Origin of the sequence: Pilimelia terevasa (genome assembly GCF_014647915.1) — a bacterium.
Taxonomy (GTDB): Bacteria; Actinomycetota; Actinomycetes; order Mycobacteriales; family Micromonosporaceae; genus Pilimelia; species Pilimelia terevasa.
Genome location: NZ_BMQC01000001.1, coordinates 150958 through 174658 on the forward strand (window position 1 = coordinate 150958; position 23701 = coordinate 174658).

Annotated in this window: 21 protein-coding genes and 1 riboswitch; of the genes, 12 read left to right on the forward strand and 9 right to left on the reverse strand. The window is 74.0% G+C overall.

The window, feature by feature from the left end; genetic code table 11:
- The first annotated feature begins 19 nt into the window (after positions 1-19).
- From hppD to IEY75_RS00735, 8 genes are all read left to right on the forward strand, one after another.
- Positions 20-1204 (forward strand): 4-hydroxyphenylpyruvate dioxygenase, encoded by a 1185-nt coding sequence (hppD, locus tag IEY75_RS00700; RefSeq protein ID WP_189112174.1) that lies wholly within the window; start codon positions 20-22, stop codon positions 1202-1204.
- A 121-nt stretch (positions 1205-1325) separates the two neighbouring features.
- A complete protein-coding gene (locus IEY75_RS00705) occupies positions 1326-1889 on the forward strand; it encodes an RDD family protein (protein WP_189112175.1) in 564 nt (187 codons plus the stop codon).
- Entirely contained in the window at positions 1886-2683 is a 798-nt protein-coding gene (locus IEY75_RS00710) for an RDD family protein (RefSeq protein WP_189112176.1), read from the forward strand. The genes IEY75_RS00705 and IEY75_RS00710 overlap by 4 nt, the downstream gene beginning before the upstream one ends.
- A complete protein-coding gene (hisC, locus tag IEY75_RS00715; RefSeq protein ID WP_189112177.1) occupies positions 2680-3753 on the forward strand; it encodes a histidinol-phosphate transaminase in 1074 nt (357 codons plus the stop codon). The genes IEY75_RS00710 and hisC overlap by 4 nt, the downstream gene beginning before the upstream one ends.
- Before the next feature lie 84 nt (positions 3754-3837).
- A complete protein-coding gene (locus tag IEY75_RS00720; RefSeq protein ID WP_189112178.1) occupies positions 3838-4893 on the forward strand; it encodes a hypothetical protein in 1056 nt (351 codons plus the stop codon).
- Between the two features lie 118 nt (positions 4894-5011).
- Positions 5012-5133: riboswitch (SAM riboswitch) on the forward strand.
- Positions 5134-5259: 126 nt separating this feature from the next.
- The gene (gene metX / locus IEY75_RS00725) at positions 5260-6258 is read left to right on the forward strand and encodes a homoserine O-succinyltransferase MetX (RefSeq protein ID WP_189112579.1); all 999 of its coding nucleotides are present in this window, start codon (positions 5260-5262) and stop codon (positions 6256-6258) included.
- Entirely contained in the window at positions 6255-7466 is a 1212-nt protein-coding gene (gene metB / locus IEY75_RS00730) for a cystathionine gamma-synthase (protein WP_189112179.1), read from the forward strand. Before metX ends, metB begins: the two co-directional genes overlap by 4 nt.
- Positions 7463-8533 (forward strand): homoserine dehydrogenase family protein, encoded by a 1071-nt coding sequence (locus IEY75_RS00735; protein ID WP_189112180.1) that lies wholly within the window; start codon positions 7463-7465, stop codon positions 8531-8533. The genes metB and IEY75_RS00735 overlap by 4 nt, the downstream gene beginning before the upstream one ends.
- Before the next feature lie 112 nt (positions 8534-8645).
- On the opposite strand, the gene IEY75_RS00740 is transcribed toward IEY75_RS00735, so the two are convergent.
- A complete protein-coding gene (locus IEY75_RS00740) occupies positions 8646-10619 on the reverse strand; it encodes a CocE/NonD family hydrolase (RefSeq protein ID WP_189112181.1) in 1974 nt (657 codons plus the stop codon).
- Between the two features lie 81 nt (positions 10620-10700).
- Complete coding sequence (locus tag IEY75_RS00745; RefSeq protein ID WP_189112182.1) at positions 10701-11249, reverse strand: acyl-CoA thioesterase; 549 nt, start codon at positions 11247-11249, stop codon at positions 10701-10703.
- A 669-nt stretch (positions 11250-11918) separates the two neighbouring features.
- On the opposite strand from IEY75_RS00745, the gene IEY75_RS00750 reads away from it, so the two are divergent.
- The 3 genes from IEY75_RS00750 (at position 11919) to IEY75_RS00760 (ending at position 15475) form a co-directional block, all read left to right on the forward strand.
- Positions 11919-12422 (forward strand): pyruvoyl-dependent arginine decarboxylase, encoded by a 504-nt coding sequence (locus IEY75_RS00750; RefSeq protein ID WP_189112183.1) that lies wholly within the window; start codon positions 11919-11921, stop codon positions 12420-12422.
- Positions 12419-12952 (forward strand): hypothetical protein, encoded by a 534-nt coding sequence (locus IEY75_RS00755; RefSeq protein ID WP_189112184.1) that lies wholly within the window; start codon positions 12419-12421, stop codon positions 12950-12952. The genes IEY75_RS00750 and IEY75_RS00755 overlap by 4 nt, the downstream gene beginning before the upstream one ends.
- Before the next feature lie 171 nt (positions 12953-13123).
- A complete protein-coding gene (locus tag IEY75_RS00760) occupies positions 13124-15475 on the forward strand; it encodes a putative bifunctional diguanylate cyclase/phosphodiesterase (protein ID WP_189112185.1) in 2352 nt (783 codons plus the stop codon).
- 10 nt (positions 15476-15485) lie between these two features.
- Here IEY75_RS00760 and IEY75_RS00765 read toward each other — a convergent pair whose 3' ends face one another.
- Genes IEY75_RS00765 through IEY75_RS00790 form a run of 6 tightly spaced genes read right to left on the reverse strand, consistent with a single transcriptional unit; the run spans position 15486 to position 22121 of the window.
- Positions 15486-16235, reverse strand: a complete 750-nt coding sequence (locus IEY75_RS00765; RefSeq protein ID WP_229789252.1) for an ABC transporter permease — start codon at positions 16233-16235, stop codon at positions 15486-15488.
- Between the two features lie 59 nt (positions 16236-16294).
- Entirely contained in the window at positions 16295-17350 is a 1056-nt protein-coding gene (locus IEY75_RS00770) for an ABC transporter ATP-binding protein (RefSeq protein ID WP_189112186.1), read from the reverse strand.
- Positions 17351-17359: 9 nt separating this feature from the next.
- Positions 17360-18406, reverse strand: coding sequence for an ABC transporter ATP-binding protein (locus IEY75_RS00775; protein WP_189112187.1), 1047 nt, complete (start codon positions 18404-18406; stop codon positions 17360-17362).
- A 2-nt stretch (positions 18407-18408) separates the two neighbouring features.
- Positions 18409-19392: an ABC transporter permease gene (locus IEY75_RS00780; RefSeq protein ID WP_189112188.1), complete on the reverse strand. Its 984-nt coding sequence runs from the start codon at positions 19390-19392 to the stop codon at positions 18409-18411.
- A 3-nt stretch (positions 19393-19395) separates the two neighbouring features.
- Positions 19396-21129 carry an ABC transporter substrate-binding protein gene (locus tag IEY75_RS00785; RefSeq protein ID WP_189112189.1) on the reverse strand — a complete coding sequence of 578 codons (1734 nt, stop codon included), beginning with the start codon at positions 21127-21129 and terminating at the stop codon, positions 19396-19398.
- Between the two features lie 26 nt (positions 21130-21155).
- Positions 21156-22121, reverse strand: coding sequence for an ABC transporter permease (locus IEY75_RS00790; protein WP_229789253.1), 966 nt, complete (start codon positions 22119-22121; stop codon positions 21156-21158).
- A 331-nt stretch (positions 22122-22452) separates the two neighbouring features.
- Here IEY75_RS00790 and IEY75_RS00795 point away from each other — a divergent pair, with 331 nt between their 5' ends.
- A complete protein-coding gene (locus tag IEY75_RS00795; RefSeq protein WP_189112191.1) occupies positions 22453-23058 on the forward strand; it encodes a hypothetical protein in 606 nt (201 codons plus the stop codon).
- Positions 23059-23076: 18 nt separating this feature from the next.
- On the opposite strand, the gene IEY75_RS00800 is transcribed toward IEY75_RS00795, so the two are convergent.
- Entirely contained in the window at positions 23077-23625 is a 549-nt protein-coding gene (locus IEY75_RS00800) for a GNAT family N-acetyltransferase (RefSeq protein ID WP_189112192.1), read from the reverse strand.
- Positions 23626-23701: the final 76 nt, after the last annotated feature.

A 23701-nucleotide genomic window follows, 5' to 3' on the forward strand; every position in this document is an offset into this window, starting at 1 on the left:
CAGGGAAAGGGCTCACGCCATGACCGATCTCGTGACCGACCTCGACGCCGAGGTCGACGCCGACGACCTCGTCGGCGCCGTGGCGCACGACATCTCGCAGGACCCCTTCCCGCTCAAGGGCTGGGACCACGTCCGGTTCTACGTCGGCAACGCCAAGCAGGCCGCCCACTACTACTCGACGGCGTTCGGCATGACGCTCGTCGCCTACCGCGGCCCCGAGCAGGGGTACCGGGAGCACGCCGAGTACGTGCTCAGCTCCGGCGGCGTCCGGTTCGTCCTCGCCGGCGGCGTCCGGGCCGACTCCGAGGCCACCCAGCACTACGCGCGGCACGGCGACGGCGTCATCGAGATCGCGCTGGAGGTGCCCGACGTCGACCGCAACTACGCGTACGCGATCTCCCAGGGCGCGACCGGCCTGATGGAGCCGACGGACCTCAAGGACGAGTACGGCACCGTCCGCGTCGCCTCGATCGCCACCTACGGCGAGACCCGGCACGTGCTGGTCGACCGGTCCGGCTACAGCGGCCCGTTCCTGCCCGGCTTCGTGGCCCGCGAGCCGCTGGTGGCCAAGGCCCCCGGCGCGCCGAAGCGGTTCTTCCAGGCGGTCGACCACATCGTCGGCAACGTCGAGCTGGGCCGGATGGACGAGTGGGTCTCGTTCTACAACCGGGTCATGGGCTTCATCAACATGGCCGAGTTCGTCGGCGACGACATCGCGACGGACTACTCGGCGCTGATGAGCAAGGTCGTGGCCTCCGGTACGCGGAAGGTGAAGTTCCCGCTCAACGAGCCGGCGATCGCCAAGAAGAAGTCGCAGATCGACGAGTACCTGGAGTTCTACGGCGGCCCCGGCGCCCAGCACATCGCCCTGGCCACCAACGACATCCTGGCCAGCGTCGACGCGATGCGCGCGGCGGGCGTGGAGTTCCTGGCGACCCCGGACTCCTACTACGACGACCCGGAGCTGCGCGAGCGCATCGGCAACGTCCGCGTGCCGGTCGAGGAGCTGAAGAAGCGCAAGATCCTGGTGGACCGGGACGAGGACGGCTATCTTCTCCAGATCTTCACCAAGCCGCAGCAGGACCGCCCGACGGTGTTCTACGAGCTGATCGAGCGGCACGGCTCGCTGGGCTTCGGCAAGGGCAACTTCAAGGCGCTGTTCGAGGCGATCGAGCGCGAGCAGGACCAGCGCGGCAACCTGTAAGACTGTCTGGGTGACAAACCCAGCAGAAACGGGCGACCTCGGCCCGGCCGGACGTCCGGCCGGGCCGACGGCCTGCCCCGCCGCCGTCCCGGCGGACCCCGAACGCGGCGAAGGTGAGCGCATGACGGAACCGACCGACCCCCGGCACCCCGCGGACGGGTACGGCCCGCCGCCGGTGCCGCGCAGCCCCGCCGGGCAGCCGCTGGCCGGGTTCGGCCCGCGGCTCGGCGCGTTCCTGATCGACATTCTCGTCCTGGGCGCGGTGACCATGGCCGCGTTCCTGCCCGTCCTGCTGGCGGCCGTCCTGCTCGGGCTCGCCCTGAGCCCCGCGGAGGTGGACGACGAGCGCGGTACGGCCCTGCTCGTCGTCGGCACGGTCCTGATGTACGGGGTGCTTTTTGCGCTGTCCGGGGGCCTGTCCTGGGTCTACTACGTGGAGATGTGCCGCCGGACCGGCCAGACCCCCGGCCGCCGCGCCCTGGGCATCCGGGTCGTGCCGCTGGCGCCGGGCGCCGCGCTGACCCGCGGGATGCTCGGCCGGCGCTGGCTGCTGGCGTCGCTGGCGACCGGCTTCGTGCCCGGCCTGCTCCTGCTCGACGGCCTCTGGCAGCTCTGGGACAAGCCGTACCGGCAGTGCCTGCACGACAAGCTGGCCGACACCGTCGTCGTCGAGGACCCGCGGTGACCCTGCCCCCCGGCTGGTACCCCGACCCCGCCGACCGCAGCACCCAGCGCTACTGGGACGGCGAGGGCTGGCTCGGCGCGCCCCTGCCCGCCGACGCCCCGCCGCCGGCCGGGCCGCCACCCCCGGCCCCGCCGCCGGCACCGGCCCCGCCCGCGGGCGGCCCGGCCGCGCCGCCGCACCCGGCCGGAGTGCCGCTCCCGCCCGGGGTGCCGGCGCTCGTCCACGGGCTGCCGATCGCGCCGCTGGGCGCCCGGCTCGTCGCCCGACTCGTCGACATCGCCGCCGTCGGGCTGCTCAGCCTGGTGGTGAACTCCTGGTTCCTGTGGAAGCTCGGCCAGGTCATGGCGCCGGCGGTCGGCGAGATCTGGGCGGCCTCGCGCCGCGGTGAGGTCGCCGACCCGCCCGCGACGCCCGACGCCGGCCGGTACCTCATCGCGGTCCTGGTGCTCACCGCCGCGATGTGGGCGGCGTACGAGATCCCGGCGCTGGCCCAGACCGGCCAGACCCCCGGCAAGCGGCTGGCCCACGTCCGGGTGGTCCGACTGGATCAGCCCGGGCCGCTCGGCGTCCGGCGGGCGATCATGCGATGGAACCCGCTGGGCCTCGCCACCGTCCTGTGGTGTTGGTGCATCGGTTTCGTGCTCCAGTTCGTGAGCTGCGCGGTGGCGCTGCTCGACCAGCCGCTGCGGCAGGCGCTGCACGACCGCGCCGCCCAGACCGTCGTGGTGGCCGCCGCGCCGCGGCAACCCGGCACCGGCGCCGCCGGTCCGCACCTACCCGGAGGCAACCCGTGACCAAGCTGACCCGACCCGACCTCGACGCGCTGCCGCCCTACGTCCCCGGACGCAGCCCGGCCGACCTCGCCCGCGAGCTGGGGCTGCCCGAGGCGATCAAGCTCGCGTCCAACGAGGTGCCCTACGGTCCGCTGCCCGGCGTCGTGGAGGCCGTGACCGAGGCCGCCGCGACCGCGCACCGCTACCCCGACATGGGCGTCCTGGCGCTGCGCGCCGCGCTCGCCGAGCGGTACGGGGTCGCCGCCGACCGCATCGCCACCGGCTGCGGCTCGGTGGCGCTGGCCGAGTCGCTGGTCCGCGCGACCTGCCTGCCCGGCGACGAGGTCGTCTTCGCGTGGCGCTCGTTCGAGGCGTACCCGATCATCGCCGCGACCTCGGGCGCCACCGCCGTCCGCGTGCCGAACACGGCGACCCACGCCCACGACCTGGCCGCGATGGCCGCGGCGGTCACCCCGCAGACCCGCCTCGTGCTGCTCTGCAACCCGAACAACCCGACCGGTACCGCGCTGCGCCGCGCGGAGATCGACCGGTTCCTCGACGCGGTGCCCGCCGACGTGCTGGTCGTGCTCGACGAGGCGTACCGGGAGTTCGTCACCGACGCCGACGTGCCCGACGGCCTGACCTACGCCGACCGCCCCAACGTCGTCGTACTGCGCACGCTGTCCAAGGCGTGGGGCCTGGCGGGCCTGCGGATGGGCTTCCTGGTCGCCCAGCCCGAGGTCGCCGGGGCGATCCGCAAGGTCGTCACGCCGTTCTCGTCCAGCACGACCGCGCAGGCCGCGGCGCTGGCCGCGCTCGGCCAGGCCGACGAGATGCGGCGCCGCTGCGACCTCGTGATCGAGGAGCGGACCCGGCTGGCGGACCGCGTGCGGGTCCTGCTGCCGGAGGTACCCGAGACGCAGGCGAACTTCGTCTGGCTGCCGCTGGGCGAGCGGTCGGTGGAGTTCGCGCGGGCCTGCGAGGCCGAGGGCGTGATCGTGCGGCCGTTCGCCGGGGACGGCGTCCGCGTGACCGTCGGCACGCCGGCCGAGAACGACGCCTTCCTCAAGATCGCCGACACCGTCCTGTAGGGGTCCGCCCGCATCGACGGGGGTCGGTATCGTCTCCTGTCGACGCAGGCGCGGACGGCGCGCCGCGCACACGGGGAGGACCACATGACACGCACGGGGGCAGTCACCCGCGGCTCGGGGAGGGTCGCGCTCGCCTGCGCGCTGCTGTACGGCGGTGCGGTCGCCGCGCCCGCCACGGCCGCGCCGCCGCCGGCCGCGCCGGGCGGCGGGGAGCGCGAGGACATCGTCTGCGACGAGAAGGTGGACGACCGGGACCCCTTCTACCCGGGCAAGTCCGGCTCGGCCCGGTACGACGGGCTGTTCCGCCAGGGCGCGCGGGTACCGGACAGCCAGCTCGACGCCGTGACGCCTCAGGGCGTCGCGGTCTGGTACGGGTGGAACGGCGGCCGGGACCTCCTGGTCGTCTCCGCCTACCGCGACGACCCGGGTCCGGGCGTCCGCGCCCGGGACGAGGACGCCCGGCTGATCGGCATCGACGCCGCCAGCGGGCAGCACGTCGGCACGCTGCGGATCGCCCCCACGCACGCGGGCGGCATCGCCATCGCGCGCGGCTGGGCGTTCGTGCAGGGTCGCCGCGAGAACGGCAGCGAGACCGTGCGGCGGTACGCCCCGGCGAAGCTGCGGGAGGCGTTCCTGAAGGGGGTGCGCGAGGGCGCCTCCGAGGCGTTCCCCTTCGTCGCCGCGGACGGCGCGGCCGAGCGGGTGTACAGCGCCGACTTCCTGTCCGCGTACGAGGGGCACCTCTACGCCGGGCAGTTCAACGAGGCGGATCACGACGTCATGTACACCTACGCGATCAAGGACGACGGCACGCTGGGTGAACGGGGCACCAGGACCGAGGTGCCGAAGAAGACGCAGGGGGCGCTGGTCACCGGCGACCGGTTCATCTACAGCACCTCGTACGGCCGCGACAAGCGCAGCAACATCTACGTCACCCGGCGCGGCCCGGTGCTCGATCCCGGGAAACTGAGCTGCTTCCGGGCCCCGAGCATGAGCGAGGGCCTCGCGCTGTACCGCGGCGACGTCCTGGCCCTCTACGAGTCGGGCGCGTGGAAGTACCGGTCGGACCCGAAGACGCGCAACGTCATCGCGCACCTGCACATGGCGCCGTTGAGCCGGCTGACGGCGCTGGTCGGCTGATCGCCCTCTCCCGGGGCGGCCACGCCGCCCCGGGAGAGCGCGCCGCCGTCGCTCCGCCCATGGACCGTTGTCGTTTCGATTGACACCGCGTCCGGCCCGGACCTAGGCTTGGCAGCGATATCCATCAAGACCGGCTAAGGGACAGGCCCGATGACGCCGGGGCAGCCGCCGTCGAGGTAACTCGACGGAATGGTGCCAACTCCTGCGGGGACCTTCGTCGGGTCCGCCGGTAGATGGATCGCTGGAGACGACAGCCGCCAGGCTGTCCGCCGCCAGGCGATACGTGCACTGGATCACCGCAGGTATTTGACACCGCCCCGCCGGGTGTGGCCCTTGGCCCCCGGCCATCGCGGAGCAGTGACCAGTATGGAAGCCCCCAGCGCCCCCCGGGTCGACGATCGTGCCGCGCGGTCCTCCGCCCGGCGCACGGCGCTGGTCGCCGACCTGGACCTGCGCCACGCCGGCCGCCGCACGGTCACCCTGCGCGCCGAGGTGCAGGGCCGCCCCGGCGCCCCGGTCGTCGTCGTGGCCGGCGGGATCTCCGCCGACCGGCACGCCGCCGCCAGCCCCGTCTACCCGGAGAAGGGCTGGTGGGACGCCCAGATCGGCCCCGGCCGCCCGCTGGACCCCGACACCCACCAGATCCTCGCCATGGACTGGCTGGGCGCCGACGGCCGCCTCGACGGCCCCGTCGACAGCGCCGACCAGGCCGACGCGCTGGCCCTGGTCTGCGACCACCTGGGCGTGGCGCGGCTGGCCGCGTTCGTCGGCAGCTCGTACGGCGCGATGACCGGCCTGCAGTTCGCGGCCCGCCACGGCGACCGCCTCGACCGGCTCGTCGCGATCAGCGGCGCCGACCGGCCGCACCCGTACGCCAGCGCGCTGCGCGCCGTCCAGCGGCAGATCGTCGCCCTCGGCCAGCGCGGGGGCCAGCCCGACGCCGGCCTGGCGCTGGCCCGCCAGCTCGCCATGCTCACCTACCGCACGCCCGAGGAGTTCGCCGCCCGCTTCGCCGACCCCGTCGCGGTCGTCGACGGCCGCGCCCGCGCGGCCTCGGCCGACTACCTCGAACACTGCGGCGCCCGGTACGCCGGGCGGACCACCCCGGAGGCGTTCCGCTGCCTGTCGGAGTCCATCGACCTGCACCGGGTGGACGCCGCCGCCGTGCGCACCCCGACCTTCCTGGTCGCCGTCGTCGAGGACCAACTGGTCCCCGCGACCCTCGTCGCCGACCTGGCCCGCCGCCTGGCCGGCCCGGTCCGGTACACCGCCATCAGCTCGTTGACCGGCCACGACGCCTTTCTCACCGAACCCGACCGCATCGGCGCCGTGCTGCGCGCCGCGTTCACCGGAGGTCCCGCATGACCGACCTGTCCCCGACGACGCGCGCGGTGCGCGCCGGCATCGACACCGACCCGACGTTCGGCGCCGTGGTGCCGCCGGTCGTGCTCTCCACCAACTTCACCTTCGCCGGCTTCGACGACAAGCGGCGCTACGACTACACGCGCAGCGGCAACCCGACCCGGGACGTGCTCGCCGACGCGCTGAGCACGCTGGAGGGCGGCGCGGGGGCGGTCATCACCGCGACGGGCATGGGAGCGATCACCACGGCGCTGCACGCGCTGCTGGGCCCCGGGGACACGCTGGTGGTGCCGCACGACTGCTACGGCGGGAGCTGGCGGCTGTTCGACGCGCTGGCCGGCAAGGGGCTGTTCCGGCTGGTCACGGTCGACTTCACCGACCCGGCCGCCGTGGCGGGCGCCCTGGCCCACGAGCCGACGGTCGTCTGGCTGGAGACCCCGTCCAACCCGCTGCTGCGGATCACCGACATCCGGGCGGTCGCCGACGCCGCGCACCGGGCGGGCGCGACCGTCGTGGCCGACAACACGTTCCTGTCCCCGGCCCTGGCCCAGCCGCTGGCCCTGGGCGCGGACCTGGTCGTCCACTCGACCACCAAGTACATCAACGGCCACAGCGACGTCGTCGGCGGCGCGGTCGTCGCCGGCTGCGCCGAGCTGGCCGAGCGGGTCGCCTGGTGGGCGAACTGCCTGGGGGTCACCGGCAGCCCGTTCGACAGCTACCTGACCAGCCGCGGCCTGCGGACCCTGCCGGCGCGGATGCGCGCCCACCTGGAGAACGCCGAGGCCGTCGTGGCGGCCCTCGTGGACCACCCGGCCGTCGCCGCGGTGCACTACCCGGGCCTGCCCACGCACCCCGGCCACGACATCGCCGCCCGGCAGTTCACCGGCTTCGGCGCGATCGTGAGCGTGGACCTGGCCGGCGGGGTGCCGGCGGTGCGGGCGTTCCTGGAGGGCCTGCGCTGCTTCAGCCTCGCCGAGTCGCTGGGCGGGGTGGAGAGCCTGGTCGCCCACCCGGCGACGATGACCCACGCCGCGATGTCGCCGCAGGCCCGAGCGGTCGCCGGGATCGGCGACGGCCTGCTGCGGCTGTCGGTGGGCATCGAGGACGCCGCCGACCTCGTCGCCGACCTGGCCGCGGCGCTGGACCGGGCCGGCGCGGCGGGGCTCCCGGATGTCGCGGCCGCCCCGGCGCTGGCCGGCGCGGCCCGATGAGCACGGTCGCCGCCCCGCCCGCGGTGCGCACCCGGGTCACGCACGTGGTCCTGCTGGGTACCGGCGTCGTGGGCAGCGCGTTCCTCGACCGGCTGGCCCGGCTGCGGCACAAGGGGATCGGTACGCACCTGCGGCTCGTCCAGGTGGCCAACTCCCGGCGGCGCGTCGCCGCCACCGACGGGCTCGACCCGCGGGTGGTGGCCCAGCTCCTGCCCGACGGCCGGGTCCAGCGGCTGGACAGCGTGGCCTCGGCGCTCGGCGCGACCGGCGTCGTCGTGGACGCCACGGCGAGCGAGGACGTCGCGTCCTGGCACGCCCGCTGGCTGCGCTCGGGGCTGGCCGTGGCCACCGCGAACAAGGCCGGCATCGGCGGCGAACTGGCCCGGTACCGGGCGATCGACGCGCACGCCGACCGGTACGGCGACGCCGCCACGGTCGGCGCCGGGCTGCCGCTGCTGCGGGCACTGGCCCGGCTGCGGGCCGGCGGGGACCGGATCCACGCCCTCGCCGGCGTGCTGTCCGGTTCGCTGGCCTGGCTGCTGGACGCGTACGACGGCGAGGGGTCGTTCGCGGATCTGGTCCGGCAGGCGCGCAAGCTCGGTTACGCCGAGCCGGACCCGCGGGTCGACCTGTCCGGGGTGGACGTGCTGCGCAAGCTGCTCATCCTCGCCCGGCGCTCGGGGACGCCGCTGCCCTCCTCGGCGGTGCGGGTGGAGTCCCTGCTGCCGCCCGCGCTGGCCCGGGCGGGCCTGGCGGAGGTCGACGCCGCGCTGGACGGGCTGGACGCGCCGATGGCCGCCCGGTACGCCACCGCGGCGCAGGCGGGCCGGCGGCTGCGGTACGTGGCCCGGCTCGCCGCGGACGGCACCGCGACCGTCGGGCTGGAGGCGCTGGCGGTGGCCGACCCGCTGGCCGGGGGCGGTGGCTGCGACAACCGGGTGACGATCCTCAGCGACCGGTACCCGGACCGGCCGCTGGTGATCCAGGGTCCGGGGGCGGGGGCGGAGGTCACCGCGGCGGCCCTGCTGGACGACGTGCTGCGGCTCGCGGAGGCACCCGCGCCCTAGCCGGCCGCCGGGTGGTGCGGCACGTCCCGGAGTCCCGGGACCCGGCGGCGCAGGGGGGCGGGCGCGAATCGCGCCCGCCCCCCTGCGCGTGCCTACCGGAACCGCGCGGCCGTCACGGCGCGAGCAGCCGGGTCGGGGGCAGCACCGGCGGCGGGCCGTACGTCACCGGTACGGTCACCGCGGACGCCGGCCGGATGTCGGCCGCCTGGCCGGTCGGCAGGTTCAGCCGCGACCGGGCCAGGTCGATGTCGACCGTGGCCCCGCGGCTGCGGCCGTCCATCTTGAGCTGGTCGGAGAGCAGCAGCGACAGCCCGAGCTGGTGCCCGGCGCGGACGAGCTGGTCGGTACCCATGATCGGGATGGTGACCTCGGTCCACTCGCCGGTCTTCAGCGGGGTCCGGCTGTTCAGCGACAGCCGGTGCTCGGCACTGAGCCAGCCGCGGCCGAACACGGCGTAGCCGGCGTTGCGGGTGGTGGCCGGCCGGGGCGTGTAGCAGCCGTCGTCGGTGGCGATCCGGCCGCCGAAGCACTCCTCGCCGCTGCCCTTGCCCATCCCGGCGAACACCTTGCGGTTGCCGTAGTCGACGAGCCGGGCGACCAGCGGCGTCTGCGGCTTGTCCGATCTGATGGTGAGGGTCACCGAGGGGTGGCCGCTGATCCGCACGTCCCTGGCGACCGGCGCCGAGAGGAACACCTTGCGGTACGCCTGCTCGCCGGTCGGCTTGCCCGACACCTGGTCCTCGTCGCTCACCGCCTGGTCCCGGATGGTGACCGTGCCGCTGCCGGTACCGGCGCCGTCGAGGCCGCCGCGGGCCAGCCCGACCGGGACGTTCCTGGCCAGCGGCCAGGAGGCGTCCTGCTGCCAGGTCTCGTTCTCGAACTCCACGTCGGACAGCGGCTTCTTCATCACGCCGTTGTCCAGGCCCATCAGCCAGTGGTCGAACCACTCGTGGAGCTGCCGGACCCACTCCTTGCGCCGGTAGTCGAACGGGTCGGCGTGGTCGGACCGGGCCAGCCAGATCTTGCGCGGCACGTGGTGCTGCTCCAGCGCCTGCCACCACGCGCTGAAGTTGACCGGGACGACGTTCATGTCCTCCTGGCCGTGCACCACGAACACGGCGGACCGGACCTTCGCCGCGTCCTTGACGTGGTCGCGGGCGGCCCAGAGCGCGTTGTAGTTGCCGGTGCCGTCCTCGGCCTGCTGGTCCAGCTTGTTGAACCGGCTGGTGCAGACGCCGTTGTTGTTGCCGACGTAGGTGCCCAGGTACGACAGGTAGTTCTTCTTCGTCACCATGCCGGCGTACCGGGTGTAGTTGTACCAGGAGGAGATGCCCACGATCGGCACGACCGTCTTCAGGCCCTCGACGCCGGTGGTGGCGGCGCCGTTGGGCACGGTGCCGTCGTAGGACTTGCCGAGCATCCCGACCGAGCCGGTGGACCAGTCGGCCTTGGCGGCCCCGCCGCCGACGTGGGTGGCGGTGTTGCGGCCGTTGAGCCAGTCGACCACCAGCGTCGCCGACGCGATGTCGTCCCGGCCCCCGACGTCGCCGCAGCCGGTGGAGCGGGACGTGCCGATGAGGTCCAGGGCGGCCACGGCGTACCCGTACTCGACGAAGTAGTTGTCGTAGAACTGCGGCATGTGGTTGTGCACGCCGTTGCTGCCGTACTGCTTCTTCTCGCTGTCCGCGCCGCGCCCGCAGCAGGAGTAGTACGGCGACGGGTCGATGATCACCGGGATCCGCACGTTGTCCCGGACCGCCTCGGCCGGCCGGACGATGTCCACGGCGATGACGTCGTTCTTGCCGTTGCCGTCAGAGTCGATCTTCGTGTCGACGCGGACCGACTCGCGGATCGCCTTGCTGTAGTCGTACTTGCGGACGGTCCGGTTGCCCTCGACGAACGGGCCGCTGACCGGGGGCGGCGGGGCGATCTGCGCCGCGGGGGGCGGGGCGGAGGCGGCGGCGGGGCCGACTGCCACGGCGATGCCGCTGGCCAGCAGCGCCGCCGCGAGTCCGCCCGCGAGGCCGGAGCGGGGGATGTAGTTGCCCCGGCGGCGGGCCGGGTGCGCACTGGGGTGGGGTGCCATGCCCCAGAATATGCACGGACATCGATGAAAAGGAAGCCTCTGGGCACTGCCGCCCGGCCGACCGGCCCGGGCGGGTACCGGTCAGGCGGCCGACTGGGTGCCGCGCAGGTCCTCGCGCAGCGTGAGCCGGTGCCGGCGGCGGATCTCGGCCTGCTGGTAGTGCCGCTGCTCCTCCTCGGTCTGCGGCACCAGCGGCGGGACCGGGCGCGGCCGCCGGGCGTCGTCGACCGCGACCATCACCAGGTGCGCGGTGGCCACCGTCGTCTGCGGGCCGCTGCTGTCCCACCGGTCGGCCCGCGCGGTCACCGACACCTCCATCGAGGTGCGGCCCGCCCAGGTGCACACCGCGTCGACGTGCAGGACATCGCCGACCCGGACCGGGGCCAGGAACGCCACCTCGTCCATGAACGCGGTGACCGCCGGCCCCTCGCTGTGCCGCGCGGCGACGACCCCGGCGACGCTGTCGACCAGCTTGAGGATCTCGCCGCCGTGCACGGTGCCCAGCAGGTTGGTGTCGTGGTCGTCCATGATCTGGCCCAGCGTCAGCCGGGACTCCGAGGGGGACTTGCCGATCTCGGTGGCTCCGCCCTGACTCGCGCGGGCGTGGGCGTTGCTCGGGGCGACAGACATGGGGGTACTCCTCGCGGTGCGGCGCACCGTTCGCCGGGTGTTCTCCCATGATCAAGGGCTGGCCCGCCTCCGCGCCACCGAACGTGGTGGCCGACACCGTGACCCCGCGCACGGAGGTGCGTCCACAAACTGCGGTGGGTAATTGTCTGCTGACTCTAGCGTGGGCGGCGTCACCTTTGAAAGGATAAGTCTGTTTCACCGTCGCCACCACGGAGAGTGGCTGGCGCCGACTGGTGGCCTACAGCCCGGACCTAAGTCCGATTACGCACAGTTGCCCGATAAGCGAATATTATTAGCAGCAACGACACAGCGTGCCGGCGCGCAACGGGGGGTCCTCCGCGCGCCGCGCGCAGGCCGACCACGACGACCGAGTGAAGGGACGGACACGGTGCCCGGATTCCGCAGTCACGACCCCGGCATCCGCCCGCGTGCGTCCGCAAGGCCGACCCCGACCGCGGGGGTCCGTCCGTCGCGAAAAGCGAACGACCGGCGCGCCCTGGCCTCGTAGGCCACGGCGCCGTACCGCCCCGGGTCCCCACGCCCCGGCCCCGGCACCACCGGCAGCACGCGTACGCCACCACCGCACGGTCCACCGGCCCTCACCGCCCCGTCCCGCCGCGCCCCGCGCGTGCGGTCGACGAGCGTGCCCTGATGCGAACGGAGTTCCGCATGTCGAGCTCAGCCGTCTACGCCACCATCCCCGTCGTCGCCGCCACCGGTGCCGGCGGCACCACCCTCTCCGCCTTCCACGACGCCCTGGTCCAGGTCAACCTCGGCCACTACAACCTGATCCGGCTCTCCAGCGTCGTCCCGCCGCAGACCCGGGTGGACGCCAGCGGCGCCGCCGCCGTCCCGGTCGGCCAGTGGGGCGACAAGATGTACTGCGTCTACGCCGCCCAGTGGGCCACCGAGCCGGGCGAGGAGGCCTGGGCGGGGATCGGCTGGGTCCAGCGCCGCGACGGCAAGGGCGGCCTGTTCGTCGAGCACGAGGGCACCAGCGAGCGGTTCGTCCGCAAGGCGATCCTGACCAGCCTCGCCGACCTGGTCCGGGGCCGCGAGGACGAGTTCGCGGAGCCGGAGCTGACCATGCGGGGCGCGGTCTGCGACGACGGGCCGCTGTGCGTCCTGGTCATCGCGCCCTACGAGGCCGCGGCGTGGGCAGGCGACCGATGAGCCTCACGATCACCGTCGAGCAGGTGCTCCCGGCCGCGCGCGTGGCCGACTTCTACGCCCTGTACCGGGCGGCCTTCGGGCCCCTGCTGCGCGCAGCGGCGGCGCGGCACATGCTCTCGGCGGAGGAGTTCGCCGAGGAGATGGCCGACCCGCGCATCATCAAGCACGTCGCCTGGTCCGACGGCGAGCCGGTCGCGCTGACCACCGTCACCACCGACCTGGACGCCGTGGCCTGGATCAGCCCGGAGTTCTACGCCGCCCGCTACCCGCAGTACGCGGCCCGGAAGGCGATCTTCTATCTGGGCTACACCCTGATCCGGCCCGAGTACCAGAACTCCGGCCTGTACCAGCGCTTCAACATCCGCATCGGCGCCCAGGCCAAGCGCGCCGACGGCATCCTGGCGATGGACGTCTGCGGCTTCAACGCCGCACGCCGGCTCCCCGAGGGCGTGGCCGCGATGGCCCGGCAGTTCGGCGGGGCGCTGACCCAGGTCGACACCCAGAGTTACTACGTGGTAGCCCCTGTCTGATCCGTCCCGCTTACCGACCGCCTCCCCCCGGACGCGTCGGGTGCCCGTCCCGCCGACGGCGCCCGACGCACCCGACCGGCCTGCCGGAGCACTTCAACTCAGGGCAAATCTTCCGATAAGGAGTAAGTCGGGAGCGCTGAGGTGGCGTACTGGCACAGAGGAGGTGTCGGCATGGGGTCGTCGCAGGGTGCGTCCGCCGCTGCCGCGCGCGCGTCCTGGGCCTTCGCCGGCGGGACCGGCCTGGCCCTGCTCGCGTACTGCACCGGGCTGCCCGCCGTCCAGCTCGCCGTCTTCGTCGTGATCTCGGCCGGCGCGATCGCCGCCGTGGTCCTCGGGCTGCGCCGGTACCGGCTCAGCCCCGCCGACGCCCGCCCCTGGTGGTACGTCGTCGGCGCGATGAGCGCCTTCGTCGTCGGCTCCGTCCTGCGCCAGGCGAACCCGCCCGGCCACCAGCTCACCCTCGCCGCGTTCGCCCCCGACCTCGCGGTCGTCCCGGGGTACCTGCTGCTGCTCGCCGGCTTCGGCCGCCTGCTCGCCCGCCGCCGGGCGGCCGAGAACGACCCGGCCCGCGCCGACGCCGTCCTCATCGGCATCGGCGCCACCCTGGCCACCTGGTCGCTGCTGATCGTCCCGATCCTGGCCCAGGCCGGCGACGGCGCGGTCCTGTACGTGCTCGGCGCGGCGTTCCCGATCCTCGACGTCGTGCTGCTCGCCATGGCCGCGCAGCTCCTGTTCGCCGACGGCCGGCGCGAACCGGTGCTGTGGTTCGTCACGTTCGCGGCGGTCTCGATGCTGTTCGGCGACCTGGCGTTCGCGCTGCGCCAGATCGGCCGGATGCCCGAGGCCGTCACCGACCTCCAGATCGAGGTCGTGTTCCTGGCCGGCTTCGCCGCGATCGGCGCCGCCGCGCTGCACCCGAGCATGGTCCGGCTGACCATCCCGCACCCGGCCGTCCTGCGCCGGCTCGGCATCGGCCGCGTCGTCGGCATCGCCGCGGTCCTGCTGGTGCCGACCGTCGCCGCGAGCTGGGTGCCGCCGGTCAACGGCGCGGACTCGCTGGTCCGCATCGGCCTGACCGTGATCCTGACCGTGGCGATCCTGGTCCGCATCGTGCGCGCCCACGACGCCCGGATCGTGGCCCAGCAGGCCGCCCACGAGGCGGAGCTGGCCGAGCGCCGCCGCGCCACCCACGACCCCCTGACCGACCTGCCCAACCGGGAACTGCTCACCGAGACGCTGACGCGCTGGAGCGCGCGCGCCGCCGCCGACGGCGCCGAGATCAGCCTGCTGTTCCTGGACCTGGACCGGTTCAAGATGGTCAACGACAACTGGGGCCACCAGGTCGGCGACGAACTGCTCGTGGCGGTGGCCGGCCGGCTCAGCGGCATGGTCCGCGCCGAGGACCTGGTGTGCCGGATCGGCGGCGACGAGTTCGTCCTGGCGCTCGCCTCGCACGCCCCGGCCAAGCTGGCCGAGTCGCTGGCGGCCCGGATCGTCGCCGAGTTCGCCCGGCCGTTCCCGCTGTCGGTCGGCGACGTCGTGGTCACGCCCTCGATCGGCGTCGTGCGGGCCGCGGGCGGGACCGAGGCGCTGGCGCTGCTGCGCGACGCCGACATCGCCATGTACCAGGCCAAGGACGCCGGCCGGAACTCGTTCGCCCTGTTCGACCAGAAGCTGCGCGCCTCCACCCGGCACCGCGTCGACCTGGAGCAGGCGCTGCGCGGGGCGCTCGCGCGCGGCGAACTGTCCCTGCACTACCAGCCCATCGTGGATCTCCAGCGCGGCGGGCTGACCGGGTTCGAGGCGCTGCTGCGCTGGGAGCACCCGGTGCACGGCCGGGTGTCGCCGGTCGACTTCATCCCGATCGCCGAGGACACCGGCCTGATCGTGCCGATCGGCGACTGGATCCTGCACGAGGCCGCCGCGCAGCTCCAGCAGTGGCGGCAGGCCCGCCCGGCGGACGCCCCGGAACTGCACGTCTCCGTCAACGTCGCCGTGCGCCAGCTCCGCGGGGACCGCCTGCTCGACACCGTGCGGCGGGTCCTGGCCGACACCGGGCTGCCCGCGTCCGCGCTCTGGCTGGAGATCACCGAGTCCGGCGCGATGGAGGACCTGGACAGCGCCCTGGCGACGATGCGCGTCCTGCACGGGCTGGGCATCACGATCTGCATCGACGACTTCGGCACCGGCTACTCGTCGCTGAGCTACCTGCGGATGCTGCCCGCCGAGATCGTGAAGATCGACCGGTCGTTCGTCCAGGGCATGGACGAGGAGGACGGCGACGAGGCGATCGTCCGCACCGTCGTGGCGATGGCGCACGCCCTGGGCCGCCGGGTCGTGGCCGAGGGCGTGGAGACGGAAGCCCAGCGGGACCGGCTCCGGGCGCTGGACTGCGACCTCGCCCAGGGGTACCTGTTCGGCGCCCCCCGTCCGCCGTCGGCCGACACGGCCTGGCTGACCCTGCCGACGCCGGCACCGGTGTCCGCCGTGTCCGCGGCGGGCGCCGCGCACCTGCCCCGCTGACCCGGCGCGGTCAGCCGCGGCGCCAGGGGATGCGGCGGCGGGCCACCAGCTCCACGGTCGCGGCGACCGCGACGGTCTGCACGGCGAGCAGGCCGACGAGCACCAGGAGCTGCGCGGCGCCGGCCTCCACCGGCGAGGCGCCGCCGAGCAGGACCCCCACGAACGCCCCCGGCAGCGTCACCAGGCCCACCGTGCGGGTCTGGTCCAGCCCGGGAAGCAGCGCCTCGGCCGCCCGCGCCCGGCACACCTCCAGCGCCGCGTGCCGGGAGGTCAGGCCCAGCGCCAGGGCCGCCTCGTACTCGCCGAACCGGTCCTCCAGCGCGTCCAGCGCCCGCCGCCCGGCCAGCGAGGTCGACGTCATCGCGCCGCCGATGAGGATCCCGGCCACGGGTACCACCGCGACCGGCGCCCGCGGAACCACGCCGGTGGCCAGCAGCACGCCCAGGACCGGGGCCGTGCCCACAGCCAGCGGCACGGCCACCCACCAGGCCGGCCGGCCCTCGCCGACCCGCCGGGCGGAGGTGGCCGCGGCGATGGCCAGCATGGCGGCGACGAACAGGGCGGTGTACCCCGCCGACCGCAGCACCGCGACGATGACCACCGACACGACGGCGAGCTGGGCCACCGCGCGGGCGCTGGCGGTGAGGATCTGCCGGCCCACGCCGAGCCGGGTCGCGCGCGCGAGGACGGCGGTGGCGACCGCCAGCGCGGCGAGGACGACGGCGTACCCGAGATCCGGCCTGATCGTCGCCCCGTCCACGCGGGCAGCCTAGCGGGCGGCCCCCGCCGTCGGTCTCCGGCCGACGGGCGCCCCGCGGATCAGGCGACCTCCAGCCAGCTCGGGTCGAGGCGCTCGGGGAAGTGGCAGGCGGTGTTCAGGCCGGCGGCGGTCGGCGTCAGGGTCGGCTCGGTGGTGGCGCACCGGTCCTCGGCCCGCCAGCAGCGGGTGCGGAAGCGGCAGCCGGTGGGCGGGTCGACGGGGCTGGGCACGTCCCCGACCAGCCGGATCCGGGCGCGCGGCGGCGCGCCGCGCGTGGTCGCCAGGTTCGGCGCCGCCGACAGCAGCGCCTGGGCGTACGGGTGCATCGGCGTGCCGTACAGCGCGTCGCGGCTCCCGCTCTCCACTACCTTGCCGAGGTACATGACCGCCACCCGGTCGCAGAACTGCCGTACCACGCCCAGGTCGTGGGCGATGAAGACGAACGCGATGCCGAACTCCCGGCGCAGCTTCTCCAGCAGGTTCATCACCTGCGCCTGGATGGAGACGTCCAGTGCGGACACCGGCTCGTCGGCGACGATCACCTTCGGCCGGACGGCGAGCGCCCGGGCGATCCCGATCCGCTGCCGCTGCCCGCCGGAGAACTCGTGCGGGTACCGCCCGTGGTGGTCCGGGTCGAGGCCGACGATCTCCAGCAGTTCCTGCACCCGGGCGACCTCCCGGTGCGGCGGGACGATCCGGTGGGTGCGCAGCGCGGTACCGATGATCGTGCCGACGGTGTGCCGGGGGTTCAGTGACGAGACCGGGTCCTGGAAGATGAGCTGGATCTCCCGCCGGTACGGCCGCAGCTTCCGCGTGCTCAGGTGCGCGATGTCCACGCCCCGGTAGAGGATCTGCCCGCCGGTCGGCTCCAGCAGCCGCGCGATCAGCCGGGCGGTGGTGGACTTGCCGCAGCCGGACTCGCCGACCAGCCCGAGCGTCTGGCCCGCGTGCAGGGTCAGCGACACGCCGTCGACGGCCTTGACCGTGCGCGGCGCGGCGCGGGTCCCGCCGGCCGCGGGGAAGTGCATCCGCACGTCGCGGAGCGCGAGCAGCGGCTCACCCGGGACCGCGGGCACCTGCGGGCGGGCGCGGTGGCTCGTGGCGGACAGGGTCATGCCAACTCCTCAGGGCAGCCGCGGCAGGATCTCCTGCACGAAGATCAGTTCGGGGTGGGACAGGTGGCAGCGGGACAGCCGCCCCTGCTCGCTGCTGCGCGGGGCCAGGTCGGGCGCCTCGCTCGCGCAGCGCCCGTGGAGCACCCGCTCGCGCTGGCCGCAGCGCGGGTGGAAGGCGCAGCCGCCGGGCAGGTCGGTGAGGCGCGGCGGGAGCCCGGGGATCGGGCGCAGGGGGACCGGGTCGCCGGTCAGGGCCGGGATCGACTCCAGCAGGCCCCAGGCGTACGGGTGCAGGGGTCGGGCGAGGACCTGGTCGGCGGTGCCGTACTCCACGGCCCGGCCCGCGTACATCACCAGCACGTCGTCGGCGACCTCGGACACCACGCCCAGGTCGTGGGTGATGAAGACGACCGCGGAGCCGAACTCCTGCTGGAGGTCCCCGATCAGGTCCAGGATCTGGGCCTGCACGGTGACGTCCAGCGCGGTCGTCGGCTCGTCGGCGATGAGCAGTTTCGGGTCGTTGGCCAGCGCCATCGCGATCATGACGCGCTGGCGCATCCCGCCGGAGAACTGGTGCGGGTACTCGTCCAGCCGCGCCCGCGGGCGGGGGATGCCGACCCGGTCGAGCAGCTCCGCCGCCCGCGCCCGGGCCGGCCCGCGCCCGACCCGGTGGTGCGCCCGGTACGCCTCGGCGATCTGGTCGCCGACCGTGAAGTACGGGTGCAGCGCCGACAGCGGGTCCTGGAAGATCATCGCGGCCCGCGCGCCGCGCACCCTGCGCAGCGCCGACTCCGGGGCGCCGACGATCTCCTGGCCGCCCAGGGTGACCGAGCCGCCGACCCGGGTGCGCCGCGGGTCGTGCAGGCCCATCACGGCCAGGCTCGACACGCTCTTGCCCGAGCCGGACTCGCCGACGATCGCCAGCGTCCGCCCCAGCGGCACCGAGTAGGACAGCCCGCGGACGGCCTCCACCGGCCCGGCCGCCGTCGGGAAGCTGACCCTCAGGTCGCGTACCACCAGGTACGGCTCGTCGTGGGCCGAGGTCTCGTAGGACATGCTCACCCCAGCCGGACGCGCGGGTCGAGGACGGTGTACATCAGGTCGACCGCCAGGTTCAGCGTCACCAGCAGCACGGCGCCGACCAGCACGCTGCCCATGATCACCGGCATGTCGTTCTGCGCGAACGCGTTCAGCGTCAGCGTCCCCAGCCCCGGCAGGCCGAAGATCCGCTCCGTGAAGATCGCGCCGGTGAGCTGGGCCGCCAGGTCGATGCCGAAGATCGTCGTGACCGGGCCGAGCGCCGCGCGCAGGGCGTGCCGGTACACCACCCGGCGCTCGCTGATCCCCTTGCCGCGCGCGGTGCGGACGAAGTCCTCGCCCAGCGCCTCGATCATCGAGGCGCGCGAGTACCGGGTGTAGGCCGCGGCGTTGACCAGCCCCAGCGTGATCCACGCCGCCAGCAGGCCGCTGGCCCAGCCCAGCGGGGAGGCCAGCGGCGAGGTGTACTGCGAGGGCGGCAGGACCCGCCCGGCCACGTACAGCGCGAAGACGAGCGCCACCACGAAGTACGGGACCGAGCTGAGCACCAGCGTCCCGCCGACGGTGAGCCGGTCCAGCGCGCTGCCCCGTCGCCGCGCGGCGACGACGCCGTTGGCGACGCCGACGACCAGGTACACCAGCGCCGCGCCCAGCACGATCGAGAACGTCACCGGGGCGGCGTCGGCGATCAGGGCGGTCACCGGCTGGCCGAGCTTGTACGAGTAGCCCAGGCAGGGGACCGCGCACTCCACCGTGGTCCCCCCGCTGGTGATCGTCCGCCCGGCCACGATGCCCCACGCGTACTGCCCGAACTGGCTCGGCACCGGGTCGTCCAGGTGCAGGCTCGCGGCGATCTCCGCGGCGCGCTCCGGCGGGCACTTCGCGCCGCAGACGGCCCCCACCGGGTCCCTGGGCGCCACGAAGAACAGCACGAAGCTGATCAGCAGGGTCGCCACCACCACCGCGACGGCGCTGGCCACCCGCCTCAGTACGTACCTGCGCACGCGCTACTTCTTCAGGAACATGGTCGGCAGGAACGGCATCCCCATCGTCGGGTCGGCCTCGCAGCCGCCGACGTTGCTGCCCGCGACGATCGCGGTCTTGTCGTAGTAGTGGGGCAGGAAGACGTACTTCTTCATGATCTCCTCGTCGAGCGCCGCCCACTTCTCCTCGGACTCCTCGGCCGGCAGCTTGGCGAGCTTGTTGATCTTCTTGTCGAGCTTCTTCTCGCCCAACATTCCCCAGCTCTGCCCCTCCCCGATGCTCTGCGTGCGGAACAGCACCGGGAACCAGCTCCCGCCGGTCGGCCAGTCCGAGCACCAGCCGCCGGGGGACTGGCCCATGTTCACCGGGGCGTCGTAGTCGGACTTCTTGGCCCGCAGCTCGGCCGAGGAGACGCCGATCGGCTTGACCGTGAAGCCGGCCTGCTCCAGCGCGTCGGCCCGGACCTGGCTGACCTGCTGGGTCAGCGGCTGCTGGTTGTCGTAGTACCAGCTCAGCGCGAAGCCCTCGGCGTCCGCCTCCCTCAGCAGCGCGCGGGCGCCCTCGGGGTCGCCGGTGCCGGTGCCGTCGAGGTCCTCGACCGGGGTGTACCGCGCGAAGCCGGGGACGCTGGGCGGCAGGATGGTCGAGGACCGCTCCGCGGAGACGTCGGTCAGGCCGGAGGCCTTGCGCACCTGGTCGTACGGGTACGCCTTGGCGATCGCCCGGCGCACCGCCAGCGGCACCTTGCGGCTGTCGATCTGCACGCCGATGCTGCACGGGCTGTCGCCCTTGACCAACTGCGCCGACCGCGCGCCGGTCGCCTCGGCCAGCACGGAGGCGTCCACGTTGGCGTAGTCGACGGCGTTGGCGTCCTCGCCGTTGCTGGCCAGCACCTGCTTCTGCGTCTTCACCGGGTCCGCGCCCCAGCGGAACCGCCAGCCGTCCACGTACTGGTGCCGCACCGGGTCGGTCTCCGGCGCCCAGTTCGGGTTGCGGGTCAGGTTCAGCTCCGAGCCGGGGGTGAAGCTCTCGAACCGGTACGGCCCGGTCGCCAGCGGCCGGTTCTTGTACTCCTGCTTGCTGTCGCTGGCCTTCGGGATGGGCGTGAACATCGGGAAGGACAGGTAGAACGGCAGGTCGGCGAACGGCTTGTCGAGCTTGATGATCAGCTTGTCGCCGCGGGTCTGGACCCCCGCGTAGTCCTCGCCGTCGCGGTACGGGCCCTTGTACTTCTTGCCGTCCTTGAAGTAGGTGAGCTGGTAGGTGGGGCCGTTGCGGTAGATGTCGTGGGCGAACGAGCGCTTGATCGCGTACGCCAGGTCCTCGACCCGGATGTCGTTGCCGTCCTCGTACCTGCCGCCCTTGAACGTGAATGTCCAGGTCAGCTTGTCGTCGGAGACCTTGCCGACGTCGGTGAGGTCCGGTACGAGCACCGGCTTGCCGGCGCGCACGTCGAACTGGGTCGGCGTGCGGAACAGCAGCTTGCCGATCTCGTTGCTGTCCACGAAGTAGATGTCGGTCGGGTCGAAGGTGTCCGGCGGGTTCTGGCCGTACACGGTCAGCACGCCGCCCTGGCGGGCGCCGGGCACCTCCCGCGCCGGCCCGGTGGCGTCGGGGTCGATGCTGTTGGTCTGGATGTCGATGTCCGAGGGCGCCGACGCCTGCGGGGTCGCCGACGGGGGCGTGCGGACACCGCAGCCGGCGGTGCCGAGGGCGGCGGCGGCCACGACGGCGACGGTGCGTTTCCAACGCTTCACGACAGCTCCGTTTCGGGGTGGGCGGATCACCGGCGGGTCTTCGGGTCGAAGGCGTCGCGGACCGCGTCGCCCAGCAGGCTCAGCGCCAGCACCAGCGCGGTCACGCTGAGCACCGGGATCCACAGGTAGTGCGGCACGGACTCGTACGCGCTGACGGCGGACGCGATCGTCACGCCCCACGAGGGGGTGGGCTCGGTGAGTCCGACGCCGAGGAAGGTGAGCCCCGCCTCGGCGACGACGTAGCCGGGCAGCGCCATGGAGACCGACACGACGATCGGCGCGACCAGGTTGGGCAGCAGCTCCCGGGTGAGCACCCGGCGCGTCGGTACGCCGAGGACCCGCGCGGCGGCGATGAACTCGCGTTCGCGCAGCGAGAGCACCTCGCCGCGGATGAGCCGGGCCAGGCCCGCCCAGCCGAAGGTCGAGAGCACGATGATCAGTGAGTAGAACCGGATCTCGGAGACCACCGAGGGCTCCGCGTCGTCGGGCGTCAGCCCGACCACCGCCATCAGGGTCGCCGGGGTGGCGATGGCGAACAGCAGGTACGGCAGGCTGAGCACGAGGTCGACCAGCCAGGAGAGCACCCGGTCGACCCGGCCGCCGACGAAGCCCGCGACCAGGCCCACGGTGACGCCGACCAGGGTGCTCACCGTGGTGGCGACGGCGGCCACCAACAGCGAGGGCCGCGCCCCGAACGCCCACCGCGCGAACAGGTCCCGGCCGAGCCGGGGCTCCACGCCGAACCAGTGCTCGGGGGTCATCCCGACCAGCGGCAGGCTGGTCCCGTCGTCGATCAGCTCGAAGTGGTGCGTCAGCGGGTCCTGTCCGGCCAGGGCGGCGAGCAGGGGGGCGAAGACCGCGACGAGGACGAAGAACAGCACGGTACCGGCGCACAGCAGCGCCGTCGGGTCGCGGCGCAGCCGCCGCAGCGCGATCCGGGTCGGCGACCCTGTCTCGGGCGTCTGGGCACGTACCCGGGCGACCGGCTCCACCGCACCTCCTCGGTGCCCCGCGCGTCGGAAATGGCGCGAGACGTATTCACGTACTGCGATGCGCTTGACGCTAATCGGCGGCGGACGATCTCCGATATAGCCGGACGGCGATCTTTTCGTGCGTCCGGCGCGATGGCCGCGGCCGCCGGGACATCGCTGTGGATCAATCGGCTGACCTGGGCAAACGCCCGTTCGGCGCGGCGGGCGCCCGCGGGCGCAAACCCCTGCCCGGCGTTGCGCAAAGCGCCGCGCGCGGCCGGCGCCCCGGCGTAGCGTCGCGGGCGGGGAGGCCGCGGCGGGCCGGCGTCGGGCTGGGCGAGCGGGAGGTGCCATGTTCGTACAGGTGATCATCGGACGGGTGGCGGACGCCGAGGACCTGCGGCACTCGATGCGGCGGTGGACCACCGACCTCGCCCCGGGGGCGACCGGCTGGCTCGGCAGCACCGCCGGCCTGACCGCCGACCGGACCTTCCTCTGCCTCGCCCGGTTCGCCTCCGCCGAGGCGGCCCGGCGCAACAGCGACCGCCCCGAGCAGCACCAGTGGTGGATGGAGACGGCCAAGGCGTTCGAGGCCGAGCCCGCCTTCCACGACTGCGACCGGCCGATGACGTTCCTCGGCGGGCCGAGCGAGCGCGCCGGCTTCGTCCAGGTCGTCCAGGGCCACACCACGGCGCCCGAGCGGCTGCGCGAACTCAGCGAGCACACCGTCGACCACCTGGCCCGGCTGCGGCCGGACCTGATCGGCGGGTTGGTGGCGATCGCCGGGGACGGCACGGTCCACCGGGCGGTGTACTTCACCTCGGAGGCCGCGGCCCGCCGCGGCGAGCGGATCCCGCCGCCGCCGGAGGTGGCGGCGCAGATGAGCCGGTACGTCGAGCTGGTCCCGACCGAGACCTTCCACGACCTCGCCGAACCCTGGCACTTCACGACCCGCTGACCGGCCCCGCCCCTTGGATCAGGGGCGGTCGGCGGGGAGCGCGGCCCAGCGGGAGCGGGTCAGGACGTACTCGACCTCGCCGTGCTCGCTGCCGGGCAGCGGGGCGTCGAAGTGGGGGTGGAAGGTGCGGGTGTGCCGGAAGCCGAGCCGGGCCAGGACGGCGCGGGAGCGGGCGTTGACCGCCATCGTCTCGGCGTAGACGGCCGAGGTGGCCGGGTCGGCGAAGGCGTGCGCCAGGAGCGCCCGGCCGCCCTCGGTCGCGTACCCCCGGCCCCACGCGGCCCGCGCGAGCCGGTACCCCAGCTCCAGCTCGCCCGGCCGGGCCGGCTCTGGCCGCAGCGCGAACCAGCCGGCGAACCGGCCCGCCGCCTCGGCCGCCCAGTAGCCGAACCCGGTCCCGTCGTACGCCCGCATCCGCGGCAGGGTCGCCTCGGCGACCTGTGCGCGGGTCGGCGGCGCGCCGCCGAGGAACCGGCGCACCTCGGGGTCGCCGTCGAGCAGTCGGAGGTCCTCGACGTCGCCGTCGGTGAGGCGCCGCAGCCGCAGCCGCGCGGTGGCCAGTTCCATCCGTCGATTGTCGGCCGGGCCCGCCGCCGCGGGCAGCCGAATATCCCCGGGGGCGCCGTGCGCGCCGCGCCGGGTC